Annotated in this window: 25 protein-coding genes; 19 read left to right on the top strand and 6 right to left on the bottom strand. The window is 67.3% G+C overall.

Annotated elements, in window-relative coordinates; genetic code table 11:
* Window positions 1–40: 40 nt before the first annotated feature.
* Complete coding sequence (locus tag WT26_RS31555) at window positions 41–1,174, bottom strand: acyl-CoA dehydrogenase family protein (RefSeq protein WP_059525827.1); 1,134 nt, start codon at window positions 1,172–1,174, stop codon at window positions 41–43.
* A 137-nt stretch (window positions 1,175–1,311) separates the two neighbouring features.
* Here WT26_RS31555 and WT26_RS31560 point away from each other — a divergent pair, with 137 nt between their 5' ends.
* The 3 genes from WT26_RS31560 to WT26_RS31570 all read left to right on the top strand — a co-directional run bounded on the left by WT26_RS31560 (window position 1,312) and on the right by WT26_RS31570 (window position 4,830).
* Window positions 1,312–2,346, top strand: coding sequence for an AraC family transcriptional regulator (locus WT26_RS31560; RefSeq protein WP_069274777.1), 1,035 nt, complete (start codon window positions 1,312–1,314; stop codon window positions 2,344–2,346).
* A gap of 163 nt (window positions 2,347–2,509) precedes the next feature.
* Entirely contained in the window at window positions 2,510–4,060 is a 1,551-nt protein-coding gene (locus tag WT26_RS31565) for an NfeD family protein (protein WP_069274778.1), read from the top strand.
* Entirely contained in the window at window positions 4,057–4,830 is a 774-nt protein-coding gene (locus tag WT26_RS31570; RefSeq protein WP_069274779.1) for a slipin family protein, read from the top strand. Before WT26_RS31565 ends, WT26_RS31570 begins: the two co-directional genes overlap by 4 nt.
* Before the next feature lie 28 nt (window positions 4,831–4,858).
* Here the strand turns inward: WT26_RS31570 and WT26_RS31575 are convergent, their stop codons facing one another.
* Entirely contained in the window at window positions 4,859–6,136 is a 1,278-nt protein-coding gene (locus WT26_RS31575) for a haloacid dehalogenase-like hydrolase (protein ID WP_059666638.1), read from the bottom strand.
* Between the two features lie 285 nt (window positions 6,137–6,421).
* On the bottom strand, window positions 6,422–7,519 hold the full coding sequence (locus WT26_RS31580) for a DUF6765 family protein (RefSeq protein WP_059953351.1): 1,098 nt from the start codon (window positions 7,517–7,519) through the stop codon (window positions 6,422–6,424).
* Window positions 7,520–7,674: 155 nt separating this feature from the next.
* Here WT26_RS31580 and WT26_RS31585 point away from each other — a divergent pair, with 155 nt between their 5' ends.
* The 12 genes from WT26_RS31585 to WT26_RS31640 all read left to right on the top strand — a co-directional run bounded on the left by WT26_RS31585 (window position 7,675) and on the right by WT26_RS31640 (window position 19,257).
* Entirely contained in the window at window positions 7,675–8,694 is a 1,020-nt protein-coding gene (locus WT26_RS31585; protein ID WP_080485795.1) for an esterase/lipase family protein, read from the top strand.
* Between the two features lie 26 nt (window positions 8,695–8,720).
* On the top strand, window positions 8,721–9,605 hold the full coding sequence (locus tag WT26_RS31590) for an acetoacetate decarboxylase family protein (protein WP_230461667.1): 885 nt from the start codon (window positions 8,721–8,723) through the stop codon (window positions 9,603–9,605).
* Window positions 9,602–10,090, top strand: coding sequence for a DUF1772 domain-containing protein (locus tag WT26_RS31595; RefSeq protein WP_059534809.1), 489 nt, complete (start codon window positions 9,602–9,604; stop codon window positions 10,088–10,090). Before WT26_RS31590 ends, WT26_RS31595 begins: the two co-directional genes overlap by 4 nt.
* Before the next feature lie 2 nt (window positions 10,091–10,092).
* Complete coding sequence (locus tag WT26_RS31600; RefSeq protein WP_059718960.1) at window positions 10,093–10,473, top strand: hypothetical protein; 381 nt, start codon at window positions 10,093–10,095, stop codon at window positions 10,471–10,473.
* 41 nt (window positions 10,474–10,514) lie between these two features.
* A complete protein-coding gene (locus tag WT26_RS31605) occupies window positions 10,515–12,047 on the top strand; it encodes a patatin-like phospholipase family protein (protein ID WP_230461668.1) in 1,533 nt (510 codons plus the stop codon).
* Window positions 12,044–13,645 (top strand): GMC oxidoreductase, encoded by a 1,602-nt coding sequence (locus WT26_RS31610; protein WP_069271572.1) that lies wholly within the window; start codon window positions 12,044–12,046, stop codon window positions 13,643–13,645. The genes WT26_RS31605 and WT26_RS31610 overlap by 4 nt, the downstream gene beginning before the upstream one ends.
* Window positions 13,646–13,714: 69 nt before the next feature.
* Window positions 13,715–14,386 (top strand): MlaC/ttg2D family ABC transporter substrate-binding protein, encoded by a 672-nt coding sequence (locus tag WT26_RS31615; RefSeq protein ID WP_069271573.1) that lies wholly within the window; start codon window positions 13,715–13,717, stop codon window positions 14,384–14,386.
* A 220-nt stretch (window positions 14,387–14,606) separates the two neighbouring features.
* A complete protein-coding gene (locus tag WT26_RS31620) occupies window positions 14,607–15,503 on the top strand; it encodes a M24 family metallopeptidase (protein WP_069275214.1) in 897 nt (298 codons plus the stop codon).
* Window positions 15,504–15,548: 45 nt separating this feature from the next.
* The gene (locus WT26_RS31625) at window positions 15,549–17,336 is read left to right on the top strand and encodes an SDR family oxidoreductase (protein ID WP_069274780.1); all 1,788 of its coding nucleotides are present in this window, start codon (window positions 15,549–15,551) and stop codon (window positions 17,334–17,336) included.
* Between the two features lie 30 nt (window positions 17,337–17,366).
* Window positions 17,367–18,272 (top strand): metal-dependent hydrolase, encoded by a 906-nt coding sequence (locus WT26_RS31630; RefSeq protein ID WP_069274781.1) that lies wholly within the window; start codon window positions 17,367–17,369, stop codon window positions 18,270–18,272.
* 70 nt (window positions 18,273–18,342) lie between these two features.
* Window positions 18,343–18,630: a hypothetical protein gene (locus WT26_RS31635; RefSeq protein WP_069274782.1), complete on the top strand. Its 288-nt coding sequence runs from the start codon at window positions 18,343–18,345 to the stop codon at window positions 18,628–18,630.
* 252 nt (window positions 18,631–18,882) lie between these two features.
* The gene (locus tag WT26_RS31640) at window positions 18,883–19,257 is read left to right on the top strand and encodes a DUF2917 domain-containing protein (RefSeq protein ID WP_069275215.1); all 375 of its coding nucleotides are present in this window, start codon (window positions 18,883–18,885) and stop codon (window positions 19,255–19,257) included.
* Window positions 19,258–19,396: 139 nt separating this feature from the next.
* Here the strand turns inward: WT26_RS31640 and WT26_RS31645 are convergent, their stop codons facing one another.
* Entirely contained in the window at window positions 19,397–19,675 is a 279-nt protein-coding gene (locus tag WT26_RS31645) for a hypothetical protein (protein ID WP_069274783.1), read from the bottom strand.
* Window positions 19,676–20,376: 701 nt separating this feature from the next.
* Between WT26_RS31645 and WT26_RS31650 the strand changes: the two genes are divergently transcribed.
* Window positions 20,377–21,678, top strand: a complete 1,302-nt coding sequence (locus WT26_RS31650; RefSeq protein ID WP_059525437.1) for an NCS2 family permease — start codon at window positions 20,377–20,379, stop codon at window positions 21,676–21,678.
* 172 nt (window positions 21,679–21,850) lie between these two features.
* Here the strand turns inward: WT26_RS31650 and WT26_RS31655 are convergent, their stop codons facing one another.
* Window positions 21,851–22,138, bottom strand: coding sequence for a DUF1488 domain-containing protein (locus tag WT26_RS31655; protein ID WP_069275216.1), 288 nt, complete (start codon window positions 22,136–22,138; stop codon window positions 21,851–21,853).
* Window positions 22,139–22,378: 240 nt separating this feature from the next.
* A complete protein-coding gene (locus tag WT26_RS31660) occupies window positions 22,379–22,606 on the bottom strand; it encodes a DUF2964 domain-containing protein (protein ID WP_069274784.1) in 228 nt (75 codons plus the stop codon).
* Window positions 22,607–22,852: 246 nt separating this feature from the next.
* Between WT26_RS31660 and WT26_RS31665 the strand changes: the two genes are divergently transcribed.
* The 3 genes from WT26_RS31665 to WT26_RS31675 all read left to right on the top strand — a co-directional run bounded on the left by WT26_RS31665 (window position 22,853) and on the right by WT26_RS31675 (window position 25,689).
* Complete coding sequence (locus WT26_RS31665; RefSeq protein ID WP_069274785.1) at window positions 22,853–24,757, top strand: sigma-54-dependent Fis family transcriptional regulator; 1,905 nt, start codon at window positions 22,853–22,855, stop codon at window positions 24,755–24,757.
* Window positions 24,758–24,835: 78 nt separating this feature from the next.
* Window positions 24,836–25,135 (top strand): 2Fe-2S iron-sulfur cluster-binding protein, encoded by a 300-nt coding sequence (locus WT26_RS31670; protein WP_069274786.1) that lies wholly within the window; start codon window positions 24,836–24,838, stop codon window positions 25,133–25,135.
* A gap of 59 nt (window positions 25,136–25,194) precedes the next feature.
* The gene (locus WT26_RS31675) at window positions 25,195–25,689 is read left to right on the top strand and encodes an SRPBCC family protein (RefSeq protein ID WP_069274787.1); all 495 of its coding nucleotides are present in this window, start codon (window positions 25,195–25,197) and stop codon (window positions 25,687–25,689) included.
* Window positions 25,690–26,087 lie beyond the last annotated feature (398 nt).

The following is a 26,087-nucleotide window of genomic DNA, read 5'->3' on the forward strand; positions in this document are numbered from 1 at the left end:
TCTGGGGCTGGCTGCTGTCACCGGGCAACCGGCGCGGCGCTCAAAGCTGCCGCGCGATCACCATCCGCTGCACTTCGCTGGTGCCTTCGTAAATCTGCGTGATGCGCGCGTCGCGATAGTGGCGCTCGACTTCGTAATCGGCCAGGTAGCCGTAGCCGCCGTGGATCTGGATCGCGTCCGAACACACGCGCTCGGCCATCTCGGACGCGAACAGCTTCGCCTGCGATGCTTCCGACAGGCACGGCAAGCCGGCCGTGCGCAGCTTCGCCGCGTGATGCACGAGCAGGCGCGCGGCGTTGATCTGCACGGCCATGTCGGCGAGCTTCTGCTGGATCGCCTGATGCTCGGCGATCGGCTTGCCGAACTGCACGCGCTCGCCCGCATAACGACGCGCCTTGTCGAACGCGGCGCGCGCGATGCCGAGTGCCTGCGCGGCGATGCCGATGCGGCCGCCCTCGAGATTCGACAAAGCGATCTTCAAGCCTTCGCCGCGATTGCCGAGCAGGTTCTCTTCCGGAATCGCGCAGTTCTCGAACGTGATCGGGCACGTATCCGATGCCCGGATGCCCATCTTCTTCTCGGGCTTGCCGACGATGAAGCCCGGCGTGTCGGTCGGCACCAGGAATGCGGAGAGGCCGCGCTTGCCGGCTTCCGGGTCGGTCATGGCAAAAACGATCGCCACGCCGGCGCGCTGGCCGTTGGTCACGAACTGCTTCGCGCCGTTCAGCACCCATTTGCCGTCGCGCAGCTCCGCACGCGTGCGCAGGTTGTTCGCCTCGGAGCCGGCCTGCGGCTCGGTCAGGCAGAATGCGCCGATCACGCGGCCCGCCGCCATGTCGGCCAGCCAGCGATCCTTCTGCGCGGGCGTGCCGAACCCGAGGATCGGCCCGCAGCCGACCGAGTTGTGCACGCTCATCATCGTCGCGCACGCGGCGTCGCCGGCGGCGACTTCTTCCATCGCCAGCGCATAGGCCACGTAGTCCGTATACGAGCCGCCCAGCTCCTGCGGCACGATCATCCCGAGCAGGCCGAGTTCGCCGAGCTGCGCGACGATCGCGTCGGGCAGGTGCGCGTCGTGGTCCCACTGTGCCGCGTTCGGCGCCAGCATCTCGGTGGCAAAGGCGCGCGCGGCATCGCGGATCATCCGCTGGTCTTCGGTGTAAAGCTCGTCCATGGTGCTGCTGTCTCCCGCGGCCGCCGGGCGCGACCGTCCTTGCGTTTCGATGCAACAAGTGTAGGCAAGCACGCGCGACTGTTCGATGCTCGCGCCGCTCATTTACACTGAGCGTTTTTGCCATACCGGCGGCACGGATGAAGCAGGAAGACAAGGGAACCGTCGCGATCAGTCTCGTCGCTTACAGCGTCGCGCTCGCGACCCGGCGCGGCGTCGCGGCCGAACCGCTGCTCGCGCAGGCCGGCATCGCCCCGGCGCTGCTCGGGCAGCCGCGCGCACGCGTGTCCGCGCAGCAATACGGCGCGCTGTGGAACGCGATCGCGCGCACGCTCGACGACGAGTTTTTCGGGCAGGATCGCCACCCGATGCGCAGCGGCAGCTTCATCGCGATGAGCCAGGCGGCGCTCACCGCGCGCGACGGCCTGCACGCGATGGCGCGCGCGGTGAATTTCATGCACTGCGTGCTCGACGACCTGCACGCCGAGCTCGACGCGAACCCGCAGCGCGTGCGGCTGCGCTTCGTGCACCGCAACAACGGCGCGACGCCGGCGATGTTCACGTACGCGACCTATTTCATCATCGTCTACGGGCTCACCTGCTGGCTGATCGGGCGGCGCATCCCGCTGCTGCATGCGAGCTTCCGCTGCGATACGCCGCCCGCCGACCACGAATACCCGTCGATGTTCTGCGACGACATGCGTTTCAACGAACCCGATTCGTATGTCGATTTCGATCCCGAATTCGCGACGCTGCCGGTCGTGCAGAACGCGAAGTCGCTGAAGACGTTCCTGCGCAACGCGCCGGCCAGCTTCATCGTCAAGTACCGCAACCCGAACGCGCTCGCGCAGCGCGTGCGCGCGGTGCTGCGCGGGATGCCGCCCGCCGCGTGGCCGGGCGCGGGCGGGATGGCCGCGCGGCTGCACGTGGCCGAGGCCACGCTGCGCCGCAAGCTGCACCAGGAAGGCCACGCGTACCAGTCGATCAAGGACACGCTGCGGCGCGACCTCGCGTTCGAGGCGCTGGCCGACCCCGCGCGCACGATCGCCGACGTCGCGGCTGCAACCGGTTTCGCGGAACCGAGCGCGTTCTACCGCGCGTTCCGCAAATGGAGCGGGCGCAGCCCGGCCGACTATCGCGACGAAGTGCTCGCGCGCGGGGCCGACGCGCGCTGATTTCGTGGCGCACGGCCAGTGGCGAGCGGTGAGCGGCGAGCGGCGAGCGCCACTCCGGCCCCGCCATCGCGCTTTCCGCCGAAACCGCCTAATCTTTAAGCATCGGGCCAGCGCCCTTCCTGCGGGCCGGACGGCGCGCAGCCGCGCGCCGTCCGGACGGTCGATGCGCTTCCAACGCCATTGGCATCTGCCGACGCCCGACGCGTCGGGCCGACATTCCCACCACCCGCTGTCCGCGCGGGTCGCGCGCGCCGCACTGTTCGCGGCGCTGCTCGTCGTGTGCGCCGTCGCCGCGGCGCCGCGCGCCGCGAACGTGCCCGCGGCCCATCCCCCCATCATCGTGATCCCGATCAACGGCGCGATCGGGCCGGCCAGCGCCGATTTCATCGTGCGCTCGCTCGACCGTGCGGCACGCCAGCACGCGCCGCTCGCGATCCTGCAGCTCGATACGCCCGGCGGCCTCGACACGTCGATGCGGCAGATCATCAAGGCGATCCTCGGCTCGCCCGTGCCGGTCGCCGCGTTCGTCGCGCCGGGCGGCGCGCGGGCCGCCAGCGCGGGCACCTACATCGTCTATGCCAGCCACTTCGCGGCGATGGCGCCCGGCACCAATCTCGGCGCGGCGTCGCCGGTGCAGTTCGGCATCGGCGGGGCGCCCGGGGGCACCCCGCCGTCGCCGACCGGCGGAGGAGGAGCGTCGCCCGCGTCGGGCGCGTCAGGCGCATCGGGCACGCTGCCCAGCGACACGCAATCGACCGAGATCCGCAAGGCGATGCAGGACGCGTCCGCCTACATCCGCGGCCTCGCGCAGTTGCGCGGGCGCAATGCCGAATGGGGCGAGCGCGCGGTGCGCGAAGCCGTCAGCCTGTCGGCCAGCGAGGCGCGTGCGCAGCACGTCGTCGACCTGATCGCGCAAGATCCGGCCGACCTCGCGCGCCAGCTCGACGGCCGCACCGTGACGACGTCCGCGGGCGCGCGGCATCTCGCGACCGCGCATGCACCGCTCGTCATCGTCGAACCCGACTGGCGCAGCCGCTTCCTCGCGATCATCGCCGATCCGAACGTCGCGCTGATCCTGTTGACGATCGGCATCTACGGCCTCTTCTTCGAGTTCGCGAACCCCGGCTTCGTGCTGCCGGGCGTCGCCGGCACGATCTGCCTGCTGGTCGGGCTGTTCGCGATGCAGTTGCTGCCGATCAGCTACGCGGGCCTCGGCCTCGTGCTGCTCGGCCTCGGCTGCCTGGTCGCCGAGGCGTTCCTGCCGACCTTCGGCGTGCTCGGTTTCGGCGGGATCGTGTCGTTCACGATCGGCGCGCTGATGCTGATCGACACCGACGTGCCCGGCTACGGGATTCCGTGGCCCGTGATCGCGAGCCTCGCGCTCGGCGGCGGGCTGCTCGTCGCGGGCGTGTCGAGCGTGGCGCTGCGCGTGCGGCGGCGCCCGGTCGTGACGGGTGCCGAGGCGATGGTCGGCAGCATCGGCGAAGTGCTCGACGACGGCCTCGTGCCCGACCAGCCGCAAACGGCCGGCGGCCCCGAACCGTCCGCCGCGGGCTGGGCGCGCGTACACGGCGAGCGCTGGCGCGTGGCCAGCAGCGCGCCGCTCGCCGCCGGCTGCCGCGTGCGCGTCACCGGGCGCCACGGGCTGCTGCTCACCGTCGCCCCGCTCTATGACACGCCGCCGACTTCGGTCGTAAAGGGAGAACAACAATGATTGGCTATACGTTCGGCTTCAGCAGCGTCCTGATCGTCTTCGTCGTCGTGCTCGTCGCGTCGTCGATCCGCATCTTCCGCGAGTACGAGCGCGGCGTGGTGTTCATGCTCGGCCGCTTCTGGAAGGTGAAGGGGCCGGGGCTCGTGCTGATCATCCCGATCGTCCAGCAGGTCGTGCGGATCGACCTGCGCACCGTCGTGTTCGACGTGCCCGCGCAGGACGTGATCACGCGCGACAACGTGTCGGTGAAGGTCAATGCGGTCGTGTATTTCCGCGTGGTCGATCCGGAGAAGGCCGTGATCCAGGTCGCGCGCTTCTTCGAGGCGACGAGCCAGCTCGCGCAGACGACGCTGCGCGCGGTGCTCGGCAAGCACGAACTCGACGCGCTGCTCGCCGAGCGCGAGCAGCTGAACGCCGACATCCAGAAAACGCTCGACGCGCAGACCGACGCATGGGGGATCAAGGTATCGACCGTCGAGATCAAGCACGTCGACCTGAACGAGACGATGATCCGCGCGATCGCGCGGCAGGCCGAGGCCGAACGCGAGCGGCGCGCGAAGGTGATTCATGCGGAGGGCGAACTGCAGGCGTCGGAGAAACTGCTGCAGGCCGCGCAGCGGCTCGCGCTGCAGCCGCAGGCGATGCAGCTGCGCTATTTGCAGACGCTGACGACGATCGCCGCGGACAAGAACTCGACGATCGTGTTTCCGCTGCCGGTCGACCTGCTGAGTTCCTTGCTCGAGCGCTTCGGGCCGCCGCGCGAGCGCTGAGCGCAAGGCGCTCCGCGCCCGCCGCGCTTCAAGCCAGCAGCTTGCGCTCGCTCTTGCCGTACTTGATCGACTTCTCGTCGGGAATCATCAGGCCCGTGTGCTCGTCGCGGCCCTGCAGCAGGAAGCGTGCGTCCGGCTGGCCGATCTGCCCGGCCGCGAGCTTGCTGTCCGCGCCGATCTCGCCCTTCTTCATCCGGTTGACGATCACGCCGGCCGCGGTGTCCTTGAAGTCGCGCAGCATCCACGCGTCGCCGTCGCTGTCGCCGAACACCAGCAGCGGGCCGTAGCCCTTCTTCGATTCGAGCACGTTGCGGATGCCCACCGTCTTGCCGGGCCCCCAGTTGAAATGCCAGCCGGCCGGATAGGTGCTCGTGTACCTGCCGTCCTGCATGTCGAGGCGCAGGCCGATCACGTTCTCCGGCGGCACGCCGTAGCCGTAGTTCGGATGGCCGGCGAACACGCGCACCACATCGTCGAGCGACGCGGTACTCACGTACACGTCGATGCCGTTCGCGCGCAGCGTGTGCATCACCGCGCGGATTTCCTCATGGATGCGAATGCCGTGGAAATGCGTGTCGGCCACGACGCCGGCCTTGCCCGGCAGCGTCTTCGGGCTTTCGTAGCGGACCTTGCGCAGCGCGTCGCCGATCCCGTAGTTGTCCGACGCTTCCGCCATCGCCTGCAGCTCGGCGGTCGTCATGTTCTTGTAGAAATAGATGATCCACTTGTAGCCGACTTCGAGCGGATGCGTGTCGCAGATCGCGTCGTACATGAAGTACAGCTTCGCGCGGAAATCCTTGAACTGGTCGGTCTCGCGAATCTCGTCGAGGCTCTTGCTGCCGCCGAAACCCTGGTAGTTCGCGTAGAGCCAGCGGTAGTCGGATTCGACGTCGGCGGCGAGATCCTCCATCGTCACCGGCTTGCCGTCGACCGTCGTGTAGTCCTTCATGAACGCGCCCTTCGGCACGTCCTTCCACATCACGGCGACGAATTCGTCCGGCGTCAGCCTGTATTGCAGATGGTTGATCTGGTACATCAGCAACGCCTCTTCACAGTCGTTCATGATGCACGTGTTGTCCCAGTCGAACACCGCGTACGGGCGGCGCTTCTCATCGTAGCGTGCGCTCGCGACGCCATGCTGGTCGAGCACCGCCTGCAGGCGCGCGGCGTTGAACGGCGACCAGCGGCCCGGGTCCAGCGCGTCCGGCGCGGTTGCGCTCTTTGCGTCGGCGGTGCCGGCCTTGAGCATCAGCGACGTCGCAGCGGTCGCCGCGGCAAGGGTGTTCATGAACTGGCGGCGTTGCATGGTCTCTCTCCGTGGAAGTGACGATTCGGATCCGGTCGCTACCCTGCGCGTCGCGCGGCGCGCATCGCGGCGCACGGCGGCTCATCGGCCCGGCGAAGCCGGGGCGGCTTCGAATCGGGGGCGAATGATGTGACGAAATTATTTCGGCAATTTGACAGCGTCTCGTCACGACGCGACGTCGAGTTGATCCGAAACGACACGTGTGCGCCACGATCCGGCGGCGCACATGAGTCAACACTCCGGCGCATTGAACACGGAAGCCGAAATTTCGAAAGCCGGCGTCAATCAGGAAGCGCACAAGCCGAAGCGCGGCAGCAGGTCGTGCAACACGAACAGCCGCTGGTATTGCACCGCGTCGTGGAAGCGTTTCCAGTTGGAAGTGAGAAAGCCCGGCGTGAATGTGAAAGTCTCGTCTTCTTCAGCTTCGGGGTCCTGCGGGTCCTTGCCGAGGGCGAGCATCTTCCACGAGGTCGGGCCCTGGCTGGCGTAGGTGATCTGCGCCGCGCCGAACGAGAACGTTCCTTTCGCGATCGCGGCAATCCAGGTTTGGTGCCGCGCTTCGCCATCGATCTCCTGAGTGCCGCGCAGCAAACTGTCGATCGCGGCGGCGTCAGCGGGTGGCAGCGCCACGTCCGCCAACTTCTCGTCACCGGCGACGTAGCGCCGCACCATATTGAAGGCGCCGCCCGCGGCGGCAAGGAAGTCGGCCGGGTTGTCGCGCTGCACCGTTTCGCCGTTCTTGCGCGTGAAGTGCCATCGAATGAACGGGATGTCGGGAAACGTGGTGGCCGCCGCGTGCCCCACGGGAAGGAAGTCGGCGAGGAATTCCGCCAGCTTCTGCTTGAGGCCCGTCATCTCGGCATAGGCGTGGGAACCGTTGTAGGCGGGATCGTCGTCGACACCGACATCCGCGAGGTCGTTGAGATCACACAAGCCGCCGACGAACTGCTGGTGCGCCCAGGTATCGACGTAGGTATGCAGCGCGACGCCGAACCGGTGCAGCGCAAACGGCAGGTCGCGGTGACGGATGCAGTCCGCGACCATCGCGCGCGCGATTTCGCTATCCGGCTTGCATATCAGCCGATGCTGAAAAGCCTCTTCGGGCGTGCAGCCCGGCGGCGGCGCGGCATTGCCGGGCAGAAAGTGGAACGGCAGCCAGACCAGCCGGTTGTCCGCCGCTTCGGCGTTCTTCGTGATGTCCTGCATCTTGTGCGAGGACGTGACCCGCACGTAGCGCTCGCCGCTGTCGAACTGCAACGGGCCGTCGCAGGTTGCGTCGTCGACGTATTGGGCGGCGTGGGCCACCGTGCTCGCCTGATCGTGCGGCATTCCGCCGAGCCGGGCGGCCACGTAGGTGACGGCGTGATGGAAGTCGATTTGCATGCGGTCCTCCGGGACGGAGACGACAAGCACGAGTGAACACGCCGGCACGGTCGCGTGCGTGAATCGAGGCACCGATCGAGGCACTACACGGCGCGTTTGACATTGTCAAATATATGGACAATGCTGTCCAGATAAGAAGTAAGAAGGGGGCTCCCATGCCGAGAGAAGAAGTGGTTGCTTTTCGCGCTGACGACGGCCACGGGTGCAACCTCGTTCACGTCCTCGGCGCCGGCCGGCCGACGAAGCCCCCTGTCCTCCTGGTTCACGGCGCCGGCGTTCGCGCCAATATCTTTCGTCCACCTAACAACACGACTTTCGTCGATGCGTTGATCGACGAGGGCTACGACGTCTGGCTGGAAAACTGGCGGGCCAGCATCGATCTTCCGCCATGCGAGTGGACGCTGGACGACGCGGCCCTGTACGACCACCCGGCCGCGGTGCGCAAGGTCGTCGAACTGACGGGCGCGCCCTCGATCAAGGCGGTGGTGCACTGCCAGGGCTCGACCAGTTTCATGTTGTCCGCGGTGGGCGGCCTCGTTCCGCAAGTCGACACCATCGTGTCCAACGCCGTGTCGCTGCATCCGCAGGTCTCGACGATCTCGCATCTCAAGGGGCGCTACGCGCTGCCCGTCGTCGGCGCGATGACCGACTACCTCGACCCTCGATGGGGCGAGCACGCCACCGGCGTCGTGCCGAACCTGCTCAAGGCCCTCGTGCTGCTCACGCACCACGAATGCACAAACGGCGTCTGCCGCTTTTCCAGTTTCACCTACGGCACCGGCTTTCCCGTGCTGTGGCGCCACGAAAACCTCAGCGACGCGGTGCACGACTGGATCCGGCAGGAATTCGCGAAGGTCCCGATCTCGTTCTTCCGGCAGATGACCCGGTGCCTGGACGCCGGCCACCTGGTGTCGAAGCTGCCCGGGCTGCAGGCCGACCCGACGGCGCAGCCGCCGCGGACGCAGGCGCGCTTCGCGTTTATCGCCGGCGAGCTCAACGACTGCTTCAAGTGGCAGAGCCAGCAGGCCACGTTCGACTGGTTCGAGCGGCACCGGCCGAACTATCACGAGCTTCACGTGCTGGGCGGCTACGGCCACCTCGACGTCTTCATTGGAAAGCACGCCGCGCGAGACGTATTTCCCGTCATGCTGGCGGCGCTGGCTGCGCGTCACTGACTCACGGCAAACCAAGGAGGCCGGCGATGGCTATCCCGATGCGACAGACGCGGCTCGCGGGCCGCCATGCGCTGGTCGACGACATCCCGTTCCGGATGCCGGTCGCCTCCGACACGTCGCCGGCGCTGATGGCGGTGTTCTCGATCGATCTCGACGCGGCGCGCCGCGTGATTCCGGGCAACGAGGTGCATCCGTTTCAGCTCTGGCGCCGCGGCTTGCTCGTCGTGACGGTGATCGACTATGTCGTCACCAACATCGGCCGCTACGTCGAGTACTCGATCGCCATCGCGTGCACGCACGGCCGGCGCCCGCCCCCGCGCCTGTTGCCGGGCCTGCTGATGAAGCCCTTCGGCACCGGGCAATACGTCGTGGACCTGCCCGTGTCGACCGATATTTCGGTGAAGGGCGGCCGCGGCATCTGGGGCATGCCCAAGCATCAGGCCAATCTCGACTTCGTGATCGGCGAGCGCTGGGTGAGCAGCCAGTACGACCTCGACGGCCAGATGATGATGCGCATCGACGTGACGAAGCCGAAATCGGCATGGCTGCCGGTCAGCACGGGCGCAGTCAATTACTGCTGCTTTCGCGGCATGCTCATGAAGTCCTACATCTATTTCAAGGGCAAGCTCGGCTTCTCGCTGTTCACACCCGGCTCGGCACGCCTGTTCATCGGCGACCACCCGCGGATGGCATGGCTGAAGACGCTGGATATCGATCCGACGCCGATCGCCACCGGGTTCTTCCCGTCCACGGCGGGTGTGCTCGACGACTATTTCGAATGCTGGTTCGTGACCGAGGCCGAGCCGCCTGCACAGCCGATGCCGGGCCTCGAGACCACCTACCCGCTCGCCCCGTCGCAGCAATGGCTCGCACCGCCGGCCCGCCCGGCCGACTGGGAATCCGCGCCATGAGCGGCCGCCTGCTGATCGCCAACCACGCGTTCCTGCTGCTGTGCGCGTCGATTTACCTGGGCACGGGCGCCTCGCTCGTGCTGTTCTCGTTTCCCGTCGCACCGCAGCTCACGACCGACAACTACTACCTGCAGTTCGTTCCCCAGGTTACGGCGGCCACCGCGTTCTTCACGGTCATGACGAAGCTGATGCTCGCGAGCGGCAGCGTGATGCTGGTGGCCGAATGGCGTCAGCCCACGCGCTGGGTGCCGATCGTGGTGCTGCTCGGCGTGCTCGTCGCCACGTTCGTCACGCTCGAGTGGATCTTCCCGCTCAATGCCGAACTGGCCGGCCACATCAAGGATGCGGCGAGACTGCGGCAGGTGCTGGACGACTGGATGCGGCTCAATCGGCTGCGCGTCGCGCTATGGTGCATTCAGTGGTCCGCGCTGGCCTGGTATTTCGCCCGCTGGGCCAATCGCTCCCGCTATTCCGCGCTGAGGTGACGATGGACGTCCTGAGCGTCGAGCGCCGAATGACGACCGCGATCGCCGCCATCACCGTGCTGACCGGCGCGGCCCAGGTGCTCGTACCGGCCGTGCTGGCGGCGCTCATCGCGGCCGCGCCGCCCGATGGACTCGGGGCTCAATTGTTTGCGACAGTGGGAATGTTCATGGTGCTGTTCGGGGGCAGCCTGCTGCATGCGCAGCGCGCCACGGGAGCGCTTTCCGTGGTGCTGCTGTGGGGCGCATGCCAGAAGCTGCTTGCGGCGGCGTTCGTGGCCTGGGGCGTGATGCACGGCGTATTCGTTTACGCGGCGCTGCTGGTGGCGGCATTCGACGGCGCCAGCGGCCTGCTCTATCTCGACTTGCGACGCAGAGGGGGATGACCGGTGAAGCGCTCGCGCACGTTCATTCGCGGAAGGTCGTCATGAGCCCCGCGCATCGTCCCCCGATCGCCGCCGACGATCCGATGGCCCGGCGCGCGCTGGTGCTGGCGGGCGGCGGCATGCGCGTCGCCTATCAGGCCGGCGCGATCAAGGCATTGTTCGACGAAGGCCTGCGATTCAGTCACGCCGACGGCGCGTCGGGCGGCACGATCAACCTGTCCGCGCTGCTGTCCGGCGTGCTGCCGGACGAACTCTGCGCGCGTTGGCGCGCGTTGCCCGTCAAGGCGTTCGCCGCGCTCAGGCCCGTGACCGAATATCTGCATGTGGCCGACATGAGCGCGCTGGGCAGCGCGTCGGGTCTGACGGAGCACGTGTATCCGGCGCTCGGAATCGCCGTCGACCGCATCCGCGCGGCCGTCGGCATCGACGGCTCGTTCAGCGTCTGCTGCTTCGACGACAAGACCGTGGTGCCGATCCCGCACCCGAACCTCGACCTGCAGCGTCTGGTCGCGGCCGCGTCGCTGCCCATCTTCATGCCGGCCGTGATGGCCGACGGCAAGACCTGGACCGACGCGGTGTGGATCAAGGACGCCAACCTGATGAGCTGCGTCGAGCGCGGCGCGCGCGAACTGTGGCTCGTCTGGTGCATCGGCGACACGCCCGCCTACCACAACGGCGCGTTCAACCAGTACGTGCACATGATCGAAATGAGCGCCGTGGGCGCGCTGAACGGGGAGCTGGCCATGATTGCCGACATCAATCGACGCATCGCGCGGGGCGAGACCGTGTTCGGTCACGACCAGCCGATCGTCGTGCACGTGATCAAGCCGGAGGTGCCGCTGCCGCTCGATCCGGATTTCTACCGCGGCCGGATCGATGCCGCGACGCTGATCGACATGGGCTACCGCGACGCGCGGCGCACGCTGCGCGCGGGTACGTCGGCGCCGCTGGACCCGACGGCATCCGCGATGCGCGAGCCGGGCGTGGGCCTCGGCTTCCGCGAGACGATGGCGGGCGGCTTTTGCCTCGGCGCGACGGACCCGCAAGCAGGCGAACGCGATGGCCGTGCGTTCGTGCTGACCCTGCACGCGACGATCCACATCGAGGATATCGCGGCCTTCATCGACGATCCCCGGCACGTGGGCGGCCTGACGGGCCACATCGACTTCGCGCCGCTGGGCGCCGCGATGCCTTCGGAGTCCGGTGTTTTCGGCCTGTTTACGCCGAGCGGCGATCCGCGGCTGACCTATATGGTCTACGAGATCGGCTTTCGCCATGAAGGCCGCTCGTACTACCTCGCGGGCAAGAAACATGTGCGCATCGGCAGCCCGTTCAGGATGTGGAGCGAGACGACGACGCTCTATACGACGCTGCACGAGGGCTGCGACGCGAGCGGCAAGGTGGTCGGCGCCGGCGTGCTGCATCTCGGCGTGCCCGAGCTCGTGCGGCTGATGGGCACGGTGCATGCGACGAACGCCAGGACGTCGGGTCGGGCGGCGAATGCGATCTGGCGGTTCTTCCGGTTTTTCGCATCGGAACTGTGGCGCACCTATGTCAGGAGATCGCCGTCATGAGCGCGATGGAATACGACGTCATCGTCATCGGGAGCGGCTTCGGCGCGGCGGTGGCGGCCTGCCGTCTCGCGGAGGCCGGACGCAGCGTGCTGGTGCTGGAGCGCGGTCACCGCTGGACGCCCGATACGTATCCGCGAGACGAGTCCGACCCGTGGCTCTGGAACCAGTTGCACCCGCAACGATTCCACGGCTGGGCCGACCTGCGCGTGTTTTCCAATATGTCGGTGGTCGCGGCCGCGGGCGTAGGTGGCGGCTCCCTGATTTATGCGAACGTCTCGGTCGAGGCCAAACCCGACGTCTTCGACCGAGGCTGGCCGCCGGAGATCACCTACGACGCGCTCAAGCCTTACTACGAGCGTGTGGGCTGGATGCTGTCGGTCCAGGAGGTGCCCGACAACCAGATCAGCGAACGCACCCGCTTGCTGCGCGATGCCGCCGACGCCTGCGGCTGGGGCGATCGCTTTCGCAAGCTGCCGCTCGCGGTGTCCTTCTCGCCGACCTACGATCCGTCCTTGCCCGATGCGCGCGACGACCGGCATTCAGTCAAGTACGTCAACGTCCACGGCGTCACGCAAGGCACGTGCGTGCACTGCGGCAATTGCGACATCGGATGCCAGGTGTCGGCGAAGAATACGCTCGACCTCAACTACCTGGCCGTGGCCGAGCGCCACGGCGCAAGAATCCTGCCGCTGCACGTGGTGCAAAAACTCGAGCCGCTCGACCAGGGATGGCGCGTGCATTTCGACGTCATCGATCCCGCCGCCGGCAGTTGCGCACCCGGCACCGCCACGGCGGCCAAGGTGATCGTTGGCGCCGGCTCGATCGGCAGCACCGAATTGCTGCTCCGCTGCCGTGACGAGCATCGCACGCTGCCGAATCTGTCGCCTCGGCTCGGCTGGGGCTGGGCCTTCAACGGCGACTTCGTCACCCCCACCTTCTACAACCGCCGCAAGATCTCGCCGTCGCACGGCGTCACCATTTCCGCCGCGATCGACCTGCTCGACCGGAGCGCCGCCAATGGTCAGGCGCTGTTCGTGGAGGACGGCGGCGTGCCCGATCTCGCGCACGACTTCGTGCGCAGCCGCCTGCAGCGTTCGCATGGCAGGGTCATGCGAACGTTCTGGCGGGCCTTTGCGCGCCATTTCGATTGCGATGACCCGGTCGACAACATGATGCCGTGGTTCGGCCAGGCGATCGATCCGGGGGACGGACGCATGCGTCTCGGTCGCAGCTGGCTTGCCCCATGGCGCCGCGAGCTGCGGCTCGACTGGTCGTATGCGCGATCGAAGCCTGTCGTCGACGCGATGGTCGACGTCCACCGGCGCCTGTCGGCCGCCACCGGCGGCGAACCGTTCGTCCCGCCGACGTGGAGCGCCTTCCACAAGCTGATCACGCCGCATCCGCTCGGCGGCTGCAACATGGGGCTGACGCGCGCGGACGGCGTGGTGGACGCGGACGGAAAAGTATTCGGCTACGACGGGTTGTACGTGATGGACGGTGCGACGATCCCGCGTGCGCTGGGACTGAATCCTTCGCGCACGATCGCCGCACTGGCCGAGCGCAATGTCGCCCGGCTGCTCGCCGCGAGCAAAGCTTGATTTCACGAACACATCCGGCGACGACATTTTTAGTATGCTCAAGCAGGTGAGCCACTCGTCGGATCAAACATGTCGAATCATGCACGAATCATCACGTTCGCCACGGCATTGGTTCTGGCCGCGCCACTGGTTGCCTGGTCAACACCGGCGTGTTGCGAAACGGCCGACGTTCATATCGACGATCAGTCCGCCGCACAGTCGCTGATCCAGACCGTCACCCGCGAGATCCAGCAGGAAATGCGCGCCCGCGCGATCGCGCCGAACGACACCGCGCGAATCATGGAGATCGTCAATCGCAACATCCTTCCGTACACGGATCTGCGCCGCACGACCCGACTGGCGATGGGCCCGTCCTGGAAAAAGACGACGCCCGAGCAACAGGACGCGATCACGAAACAGTTCGAGCAATTGCTGATCCACACGTATTCGGGCGCGCTCGGACTCGTGACGCCCAACCTGGAATTCCGGTATCCGCCGTCCCACGCGCCGGCCGACGCGACCGACACCGTCGTCAGGACGGTGGCCGTCTACAACGGCGAACCCGTCGAAATCAACTACCGCCTCTACCGCTCGCCGACGGGCTGGCGCGTGTACGACCTGAACGTGATGGGCGTGTGGCTCGTGCAGATCTACCGGCACCAGTTCAACGAGATCATCCAGCAGAAGGGCGTCGACGGGCTGATCCAGGCGCTTGCCGAGCAGAACAAGCGGCTCTCCGTGTCGCCGCGATCGTGGCAGTGACCCAGGGCCTAGCCTAGAGCACCCCCTCCAATTCCCCGCTCCATTGGGAGAAATCCTCATCTCCAGGGGCTGGCGCGTCCGGCGAAACCGTCTATGATCGTTACATCAATCAATGACACATTAAATGCTGACTGAATAACCCGGCGGCGGCGGCGACGACGCCCGGCGGGCGCGTTCCGGATCAGCGACGACACGCTTGCACGAAACCGGAGACGCCACGATGACCGACCATCCCCTGCCGGAAGTCCACCTCGACGAGCTGCCGCAATTCCGCGCGGTCCAGCAGCTTGCCTACCGCTGTGTCGAGACCGTCGGCGCGATGCTCTACCCCGGCATCACCGAAAAGGAAGCCGCGCGCCTGCTGACCGAATGGCTGCAGGACAACGGCGTGCACGACTGGCTGCACAAGCCGTTCGCGTGGTTCGGCGACCGCACCGCCTTCCAGGGCTTCTCGGGCCTCAAGCACATGGGCGGCTTCAATCTCGCGTTCTTCCCGAGCAACCGGCAGCTCGAAACCGACATGCCGGTGATCCTCGACGTCGCGCCGGTGCTCGACGGCATCGTGGCCGACGTCGGCTACGCGCACTGCCTCGGCCAGAACCCGATCCTCGAGCAGTTGCAGGACGACCTGATGGACCATCGCGACCTGATCGTGCGGCTCGTGAAGGCGCGCCGGCCGATGGCCGAGGTCGCGCAGGAAGTCGACGCGCTGTGCCGCCGCCAGGGCGTCGAGCCGCGCCACAAGGCCTATCCGTTCAAGGTGCTCGCGCATCGCGTCGCGAAGATCCACAAGCTGTCGAAGCCGCGCTTCGTCGCGCGCTTCGGGCTGAACGCGACGCGCAACCTGCTGCTCGACCAGGGGCGCGCGGCGAAACAGCAAGGCTGGTCGCCGCTGTGGTCGATCGACCGCCGCTCCGAGCATGCACCCGTGCCGGGCCTGTGGGCCGTCGAGCCGCATCTCGGCTTCGCCGGCGTCGGCGCGAAATTCGAAGAGCTGCTCGTGATCACCGAAGACGACGCGTACTGGCTCGACGAAGACCTGCCGCACGTGCGCCGCTGGCAGCGCCGCCTGGCCGAGCGTGCGCAGGCCGTCGCGACCGTGCCGGCCGCCGCCTGACGCGAACCCGCCTTTCCTTCCGACTCCCTGAACGACGGACTCACGATGCAGCCTCTTTCCGACGAAGCGCCGCTGGCCCTGTTCGAATCGGTTCATAGCGAAACGGCGGTCGCCTCCGGCGACCTGACGCTCGCGGTCAGGACCTGGGGCGACCCGGCCCGCTCGCCGGTCGTGCTCGTGCACGGTTATCCCGACGACAGCAGCGTCTGGCAGCACGTCGCGCCGCTGCTCGCGCGCAAGCACTACGTGATCGCGTACGACGTGCGCGGCGCGGGCCTGTCCGGCGTGCCGAAGCGCACGGCCGACTACCACCTCGCGAAGCTGACCGACGATTTCGTCGCGGTGATCGACGCGCTCTGCCCCGGTCGCGCCGTGCATCTGGTCGCGCATGACTGGGGCTCGATCCAGGGCTGGGAATTCGTCACCGATCCGCGCCTTTCCGGCCGCATCGCGTCGTACACGTCGTGCTCGGGGCCGTGCCTCGACCATGTCGGTTTCTGGCTGCGCGAACGCGTGCTGCACCCGACGCCCGCGTCGCTCGCCAGGCTCGGCGGCCAGCTCGTGCGCTCGTGGTACGTGTACCTGTTCCACCTGCCGTTCATCCCGGAGCTCGGCTGGCGGCTGTGGCTCGGCCGCGCGTGGCCGCGCCTGCTGCGCCGGCTCGAAAAAACGCCCGTCGCGCCGCGCCCGACGCAAGCCGACGACGGCGCGCGCGGCGTGCGCCTCTATCGCGCGAACTTCATTCGCTGCCTGTTCGCACCGCGCGAACGCCATGCGCATGCACCGGTGCAGACGATCGTGCCGCTCGGCGACAAGTACGTGAGCCCCGCGCTGTCCGAGCACCTGTCGCGCTGGGTGCCGCAGTACTACCGCCGTGAGGTCGCGGCCGGCCACTGGCTGCCGCTCGCCGATCCGGCGCGCTTCGCGGATCTGGCCGGGCAACTGATCGACGCGGTCGAATCAGGCAACGAGCCGCCCGCGCTCGCGAACGCGCGCCGCCGCGCAACGAGCGGCCGCTTCAGCGGCAAGGTCGCGGTCGTCACCGGCGCGGGCAGCGGCATCGGCCGCTGCGCGGCGCTCGCGTTCGCGCGCGAAGGCGCGACGATCGTCGCGTGCGACATCGATCTCGCGAGCGCCGAACGCACCGCGCTGCTGATCGGGCTGACCGGCGCGCAGGCGCATGCGAAACGCGTCGACGTCGGGTCCGCCGACGAAATGGAAGCGCTCGCGACATGGGTCGGCGGCGAACTCGGCGGCGCGGACGTGGTGATCAACAACGCGGGCATCGGCATGGCCGGCGGCATCCTCGACACGAGCACGCGGCACTGGGAGCGCATCCTGCACGTGAACCTGTGGGGCGTGATCCACGGCTCGCGGCTGTTCGCGCAGCAGATGGCCGCGCGCGGCACCGGCGGGCACATCGTCAACACCGCGTCGGCCGCCGCGTTCGGGCCGTCGCGCGACCTGCCCGCGTATGCGACGACGAAGGCCGCCGTGTTGATGCTCAGCGAATGCATGCGCGCGGAGCTCGCGGGAAAAGGCATCGGCGTGACGGCCGTGTGCCCCGGCTTCGCGGAGACGGGAATCATGGCGTCGACGCAATACGCGGGCGCCAATGCACAGGACGAAGCGCGGCTGCGCAAGCGCGCGACGAAGCTGTACCAGATGCGCGGCCTGAAACCCGAAACCGTCGCGCAGGCGATGGTCGACGGCGTGCTGCGCAACCGCCCCGTCGTCGCCGTCGGCGGCGAGGCGCACGCGATGCGCTTCGTCGGCCGCTTCATGCCGTGGCTCGGCCGGATGATCGCCCGCGTCAGCATGGCATCGCATTGACGGCGCACGACGCCGCACAGGGAGACAAGGATGACCGATACCGCCGACTATCACAAGATCAAGGCCCGGCACGTGAAGTTCGACTTCAGCGACACGCCGATCACCTGGGTGCCGAACGACCCGGGCAGCACGCACATCATCAACACGCTGAACCTGCTGTTCCCGGAAGGCGAGCTGTGGTTCTGCCGCGTGTACAACAAGGCGCTGCCGCTGATCACCGACGCGCGCCTGCGCGACGAGGCCGAAGGCTTCCTGCGGCAGGAGGCCGTGCATTCGCGTTCGCACGGCGGCGTGCTGAAGCACTACTACGACCGGCACGGGATCGACACGAAGCCGTTCACGCAAAAGCTCAACCGGCTGTTCACGCGCGTGCTCGGCGAACAGCCGCTCGGGCTGAAGATCGGCCACACGCGTTTCTGGCTGCGGCAGCAGCTCGCGGTGATCGCGTCGCTCGAGCATTTCTTCGGCTATCTCGGCAACTGGGTGCTCAACGCGCACGGGCTCGACGCGGGGAAAGCCGACCCGACGATGGTCGACCTGCTGCGCTGGCACGGCGCGGAGGAGGTCGAGCACCGCACGGTCGCGTTCGACATCTACCGGCACATGGGCGGCACCTATCCGGAGCGCTGCGTGCACATGGCGTTCGTGATCCTGCTGCTGCTCTACTACATCACGACGGGCGCGAAGTTCATGTACCGGCGCGACCCGGACGCCGGCCGCTACCCGGGTTTCGTGCTCGCGTGGTGGCAAGGCTCGCGGCGCGGGCACCTGCCGTCGTTCTGGAAGGTGATCGGCGCGGCGCTGCGCTATTTCAAGCCCGGCTATACGCCGCACCACGAAGGCTCGACCGAACAGGCGCTCGCCTACCTCGCCCGCTCGCCGGCCGCGCAGGCGGCCGCGCACGGCGGCAACTGGGGCACGACGAAGGGCGCGTGACGCGCGGCGGCGCGCGCGGCCCGCGCCGAAATGCGTACAATCGCGGCTTCAATTTCCCGGAGGTGCCGCGATGGCCATGAAGAAAACCGATCTCGAAAAGAACAAGGCGCTCAAGCTGACGCACGCGATGAAGCAGTCGAGCTCCGCGCGTTTCGGCAAGGGTGCCGAAGACGCCGCCAAGCTCGACCGCCGCGCGCAGCGCAAGCTCGACCAGGAACAAGGCCTCGTGCCGTTCGCATGCAAGCTCAACGCGGAACTCGTCGAACAGCTGAAGGCGCGCGCGTCCACGCACCCGGAAGGGATGACGGGCCTGCTGTCCGAGCTGCTCGTGAACGGCCTCGCGCAACGCGACGCGTGACCCGCGCCTGTCTCGAAAATTTCCGTTGACATTGCCGCGCTGCCACGACAAACTCGTTCGCATGCCTACGTTCAAGCCAATCGCCATCGCGATCAATCACCGAGTGAACGCCCATACGTGGCGATCACCGGAGGCGCTTGTGCATTAGCATCCAGAGCAGCACTGCATGTCACAAGGCCTCGCCGGATTCGGATGAGGCCTTTTTTGTTTGGGTACGCGTCATCCTGTCCGGCTCAACGGATGGAGATGACGATGGACCAAGCAAGCCGGCTGGTTGTTCGTCCCGATCGGTGCCGCACCGATGCGATCGCATTGCCGCGGGTCGTGATGCAGTTCGCGGTCGCGCCGCGCAGGACGCTGACGTGGCGCGCGCCGGACGATGCCGAGATCCGCGTGCACGACGCGACGCTGTGGGTCACGCGGCTGGGCAGCGTCGACGATTACTGGATACGCCCCGGCGACGTGCTGCGCATCCCGCGCGGCGAACGCATCTGGCTGAGCACCGACGGCGCCCGCCCGGCCGAAGCATCGATCACGACCGCGTACGTGAAGCGCGGCGAGCGGCTGCAACGCGCGCTCGCGCAGATGCGGCGCATGCTGCGCGGGCCCTGGCGAAGTCGGGAATGATGCGGCCGTCGTCACGCGCGATCCAACATGAGCGACGTGAGGAAACGTGCGCGCCTGCGGCTCAACCCATCGCAGGTGCGCATCGAATGACGCGGCACGCCGGTGCGTGCCGCGAGCGATCGCGCGCCGCGCGCGACCATCAGGTGCTGGCGGCGAGACGCGGGCCCGTGCCGCGCGGACTGGATTCGATTTCAGGTCGTTGCGACGGCTGCGCGCTCACCCACGGATCGATGCCCTGCTTCTGCACCTCCTCGAGGAATGACACACGTGTGCGCCAGTAATCCGCTTGTAATTTCGCGTCGATGACGCGCTGTTCGGCAGCGAACAGTTCCATGCGCGCCGTCACGAGCATCGACGCTGCGGTTTTTTCCGGCGTGGGGGCGTGTCGCATCGCCCAACGGCTGATCCAGTTCAACATGCTGACCTCCGTGATTACGGACGAACCCGCATCGGGCAATCGCAATCGGCCGCCCGGCGCCCGCGTGCGCAACGGCCGCCGTGCTTTACCACCAGGCGCGCCACGGGCCGCCGACTCCCCGCGTCAACGACCATCGGCCCGGTGCGCATGCGCGGTGTATCTATCCTAGAAAGACTTGCCGGTTTATGCGATGGGGTCTTGCAATCTTTTACACAGAAACCACAGTCCGCATTGCAATACGCGATGACAGTTGCGGACGGGACGGCTTCGGCGCACGATAGCCCGATGCCCGCTCGGCGCTTGACTGACGAATCGATTCACCCGTGCACTCGCGTCGCCACACATGCACACGAGGCGGCGCATGCACAGTTCGCGTGCAGCATGCGCACGCTCCGTTTCGCCCGCACGTCGGCGCCGCTCCCCCCTCGTTTTGTCCCGTTTCGTCCGGTTTCGCCGCCCTTTCCCGTCCGAACCGGTAAAATGCGCGCCTTCCCGCAGCCGGCCCCGCCGACCGCCCGTGCCCGGCCAGCCGCTGATCGCGCCCCGCCACTATATCGTCCGAGCTATCCGCGCTATTACAATCCGCCGATAGCCGGCCAATAGTGGCTGGTTACAGTAAGCCCGCCGCGCCCGGCTGGCTGCGCCGCTACAAAAAATCAACGTAACAAGCAACACGACAACCCGACCGGAGAAACGCCTTCATGGAATCCATCAAGCGGTATTTCGGCTTCGCTGAAGCCGGCACCGACTTCCGCACCGAAATACTCGCGGGCGTCACCACGTTCCTGACGATGGCTTACATCATCTTCGTCAACCCCGCGATCCTCGGCGATGCCGGCATGCCGAAGGAATCCGTGTTCGTCGCGACCTGCCTCGTCGCGGCGCTGGCGTCGATCATCATGGGGCTGTACGCGAACTACCCGATCGCGTGCGCGCCCGGCATGGGCCTGAACGCGTATTTCGCGTATACGGTCGTCAAGGGAATGGGCTTCACGTGGCAGGCCGCGCTCGGCGCGGTGTTCATCTCCGGCTGCCTGTTCCTGCTCGTCACGCTGTTCCGCGTGCGCGAGGCGATCGTCAACGGCATCCCGAAATCGCTGCGCATCTCGATCACCGCCGGCATCGGCCTGTTCCTCGGCATCATCTCGCTGAAGACCTCGGGCGTGATCGTCGGCAGCCCGGCCACGCTCGTCACGCTCGGCGACCTGCACAAGCCGACCACGATCCTCGCGATCGTCGGCTTCTTCACGATCGTCACGCTCGACCACCTGCGCGTGCGCGGCGCGATCCTGATCGGCATCATCGGCGTGACGATCCTGTCGTTCTTCTTCGGCGGCAACCAGTTCCACGGCGTGTTCTCCGCGCCGCCGTCGATCGACGCGACGCTGTTCAAGCTCGACATCGGCGCCGCGCTGTCGACCGGCATCATCAACGTGATCCTCGTGTTCTTCCTCGTCGAGCTGTTCGACGCGACCGGCACGCTGATGGGCGTCGCGAACCGCGCGGGCCTGCTCGTCGAAGGCAAGATGAACCGCCTGAACAAGGCGCTGCTCGCCGACAGCACCGCGATCGTCGCGGGCTCGGTGCTCGGCACGTCGTCGACCACCGCGTATATCGAAAGCGCGTCGGGCGTGCAGGCCGGCGGCCGCACGGGCGTGACGGCGATCACCGTCGCCGTGCTGTTCCTCGCGTGCCTGTTCATCGCGCCGCTCGCCGGCGTCGTGCCGGGCTACGCAACGGCACCCGCGCTGCTGTACGTGTCGTGCCTGATGCTGCGCGAGATGGTCGAGGTGCCGTGGGACGATGCGACGGAAGCCGTGCCGGCCGCGCTCACCGCGCTGCTGATGCCGTTCACGTACTCGATCGCGAACGGCGTCGCGTTCGGTTTCATCGCATACGGCGGCCTCAAGCTGCTGACGGGCCAAGCCCGCTCGGTCAAGCCGATCGTGTGGATCATCGCGGCCGTGTTCCTGTTCCGCTTCTTCTATCTCGGCAGCGAATGAGCGTCGCGCAACCCGCCGCATAACGAAAAACGCCACTTTCGAGTGGCGTTTTCATTGGTGCGCGGGCATCGGGTGGACGCGAGACGGCGACGGCAAACCTCCGGCGCGCGCGGACTCGACGGCGACCGGGCCCGCTGCGCTCAGCGGCGCCCGCTCGACACGCGCTCGGCGTTCAGCGGCAGTTGGCCTCGTAGAAGCGGACGTAGCCGCTGCGCAGCGTCACGCATTGCGCGCGCGTCTCCGACAGCAGGCGCCGTGCAGCCGCCTCGATACGGTCGCGGTGCTGGTCGAATGCGCCGACCATGTCCTCGAAACGCGGGGATGCCGCGCCGAAGTGGTCTTCCATCGCCTCCGCGGTGATGTGGCATTGGACGCGCTCGCCATTGACCAACGCCGTGAACGCAAGCATGAGGTCGCGCCCCGAATACTCGGGCTTCTCGTTCGTGAAATGGATTTGCATGGGACCCGCCTCGACCGGTAGAAAACGAATGACCGCGTCCGTCGTCCGCCACCGGCCGGACGAAATGTACGCGGGCTCGCCGGCAACGACACGGGCCGCGGCGTTTGGCGCGGACAATGCATGCCGGTTGCTTTCCACTTTAGACGGTTTGGCGCAGGAGGCAAATTTTGCGCGCGCGGCGTTCCGCCGCGGTTTTCGTCTGGTCAATCCCGCGCCGGGCGAGCCGAATCAGGTCCGGCATCAATGGGGATCTTTCGGCCACACGTTGAGCGCGACCGCGGTCGTCGCGACGCCCAGCCCGATCGCCGCCGCGCCGTAGAGCAGCGCGTCCTGGATATCGAAGAGCAGGCCGTGGATCGCCACGGCAATGCCGCCCAGCATGATGAATGTGGCGATGGCCGCCAGCACGACTCTCAGTTCCGTCCGAACCATGATGCGTCTCCCGAACGGATGCATGTCGCGTCGCATGCATGTTGCAATGCGGAACAAAGCGCGGCGTGATCCAATTTCATGATTGCATGCGCCCGCTTAAAAACAAGCAGAATTTGCCCGCAGTCGCGCATCTCGCGCGGCGCTTGTATGATGGAGCGTTCCTGCGTGGCCGGCCTGCGCCGGACGTCGCGCGAGCGGGGAACGCACCCCGCCGGCGGCTGCAGATCAGCATGAGATCGGAGCGCGCGCCACCGCGCCCCCTCCGGTCACTGGAGACAAGTCATGCCGCAACCTTTCGTGCTGCCCGCCACCGCGGGTCGCACCGACCTGCTCGCGCAGGCGCATGCGCGTTCGACCGCGGTCGGCCTGCGCGCGCACGAACGTCCCGATTTCTCGCCGCTGTCGCGCATCGCGCTGCGCGAACTGATCTCGACCCATCACTCGCTCTACACGCACGCCCGCCCGGTCATGGAGAACCTCCACGCGCAAATCGCCGACACGCAAAGTCTCGTGGTGCTGACCGACGCGGACGGCGTCATCCTGCACAGCATCGGCGACGCGGACTTCATCGAGAAAGCCAACCGCGTCGCGCTGTGCACGGGCGTCTCGTGGGCGGAAGGCGCACGCGGCACCAACGCGATCGGCACCGCGCTCGCGTCGGGCCAGGCCGTCGCCGTGCACGGCGACGAACACTTCCTGCTCGCCAACCACATCCTCACCTGCTCGTGCGCGCCGATCTTCGACCCGTTCGGCCGCACGCTCGGCACGCTCGACGTCAGCGGCGATCCGCGCGGCTCGAGCCCGCACACGCTCGCGCTCGTGCGGATGTCCGCGCAACTGATCGAGAACCACCTGTTCGCGAACCAGTGCGCGGAAGCGCTGCGGCTGCGCTTTCATGCGCACGAGGAATGCGTCGATTCGCTGTTCGCCGGGCTCGTCGCCTTCGGCCCCGACGGCGGGCTGATCGCCGCGAACCGCAGCGCGCAATTCCAGCTCGGCGCGTCGTTCGACGCGCTGCGGCACCAGGGTTGCGATGCGCTGTTCGGCATGTCGTTCGGCCTGCTCGCGCAGCAGGCTGCCCGCGCGCCGGGCGCGACGTTCCGGCTGACGCTGTCGACCGGCGTACGCGTGCTGGCGCGCTGCGAATTCGCCGACGCACAGAAAACGGCCGTCGCCGTCACGCCAGCCGCGCCGTCCGTCGCACGCGCCCCCGCGACCGATCCCGATGCGATCACGTTCGCGACGCTCGACACGGGCGACGCACGCATGGCCGCCGTGCTCGAACGCGTCGCGAAGATCCGCGGGCGCGACCTGCCGCTGTTGATCCTCGGCCAGACCGGCACCGGCAAGGAATGGCTCGCCCGTGCACTGCACCAGGCATCGCCACGCGCGGACGGCCCGTTCGTCGCGGTCAACTGCGCCGCGCTGCCCGATTCGCTGATCGAGGCCGAGCTGTTCGGTTATGAGGACGGCGCATTCACCGGCGCACGCAAGCGCGGCAGCCCCGGCAAGATCGTGCAGGCCGATGGCGGCACGCTGTTTCTCGACGAAATCGGCGACATGCCGCTCGCACAACAGGTCCGGCTGATGCGCGTGCTGCAGGAACGCGCGGTGATGCCGCTCGGCGGCGCGCGCGCGGTGCCGGTCGACGTGCGCGTGGTCTGCGCGACCCATCGCGACCTGCGCGCGATGATCGCGGAAGGCACGTTCCGCGAAGACCTGTTCTACCGGATCAACGGGCTCGCGGTCACGCTGCCGGCGCTCGCGGCACGCACCGACCTGCCCGCGCTCGTCGAGCGGATTCTCGCGCGGCTCGCGCGCAGCGAACCGATGCCGCGCCGCATCGCGGCCGACGTGCTCGACGCGTTCACGCGCCACCGCTGGCCCGGCAACCTGCGCCAGATGACCAACGTGCTGCGCACGGCCGGCATGCTGGCCGAGGACGAAGACGAAATCACGCTCGCCCATTTGCCCGACGATTTCTGGCTCGACTGCGACGCGGCGCACGACGCGCCGGAGGCATCGGCAACGCCGGCGAAACCGCTGCGTCAAGCGGCGACGCTGCAGGACCACCAGACGGCGGTGATCGATGCCGCGCTCGCGCGGCATGGCGGCAACGTGTCGGCGGCCGCGCGCGAGCTCGGCCTCGCCCGCAATACCGTATACCGGCACCTGCGCCGGCATTGACGACGAACGCGGCGAACGCGCGGACGGCATCGGGTATGCTTGGCGGCTTGCCGTTGTGATCCGCCGTTTTCTTCCGACATGACCGATTCCGAACGTCCTCCCCTCGTACGCATCGAGCCGCTCGGCGCGACCTTCGATGCGCCCGATTCGCTCACGCTGCTCGAAGCCGCCGCGTTCGCGCGCGTGTCGCTGCCGCGTTCGTGCCGCAACGGCACGTGCCGAAGCTGCCTTTGCCGGATCGTCAGCGGCAGCGTACGCTACACGATCGAATGGCCGGGGCTGAGCCGCGAGGAAAAGGCCAACGGCTATACGCTGCCGTGCGTGGCCGTCGCGACGTCGGACCTCGTGCTCGACGTGCCCGACGCGGTCATGGCCTGACGTGCGCGGCGCGCGATCCGTGCGCAACGGCAACGCTTCACACCCCCTTGGAGGTCGTCATGACCCAGCAAACCGATCGCATCGAAAAACAGGCCGTATTGTCCGCGCCGCTGGAGCGCGTGTGGGAAGCCGTCAGCAATTCCGGCGAATTCGGCCAGTGGTTCGGCGTCTCCTTCGACGGGCCGTTCGTCGCCGGCCAGCGGCTGTTTGGACGGATCACGCCGACGACCGTCGACGCGGACGTCGCGAAGGCGCAGGAGCCCTATGCGGGCACCGTGTTCGAAATCGTCGTCGATCGCGTCGAGCCGAAGCAACTGTTCTCCTTTCGCTGGCATCCGTTCGCGATCAATCCGGGCATCGATTATTCGAGCGAGCCGATGACGCTGATCACGTTCACGCTCGACGCGAGGCCGGACGGCACGCTGCTGACGATTACCGAGGCCGGGTTCGACCAGCTGTTCGCCGAACGCCGCGCGAAGGCGCGCGAGATGAACGATCAGGGCTGGGCCGCGCAGATGACGCTGATCGCGAAATACCTGACGAAGCACGCGTGAGGTTCGGACGGCGGCGGCAAATCGAAAGACTCACGGCCTAATCCCCCGGACTGGATCACGCCTTTCATCAGTCAACTCTGCGGCAAGTGCGTCATCGAGATTCTCGATGACGTCGAGCAACGCCTGCCGCGCGTCGATCGCGACGCGCACGGCGCATTCATTCGGGAAAATCCCGCGTTCCACCGGAAAACGCGCGACCGCATGGTCAGCTACCGGGATTGTTATTACCAATGGCTGTAAAAACGAAAGTATGACTATGCTTTGATCAGCCGAAATGGCTCCATTCCACATATGAAAATTTCGCGACGTGCATTGTTGCCTGCGACCCCTTCAGCATTTTCCGTGGAAATGTAAAAGGAGCGATTCACCGATCGGCGCCCCGATCGAAATGGCGACAC

The organism is Burkholderia cepacia (assembly GCF_001718835.1).
Classification (GTDB): domain Bacteria; phylum Pseudomonadota; class Gammaproteobacteria; order Burkholderiales; family Burkholderiaceae; genus Burkholderia; species Burkholderia cepacia_F.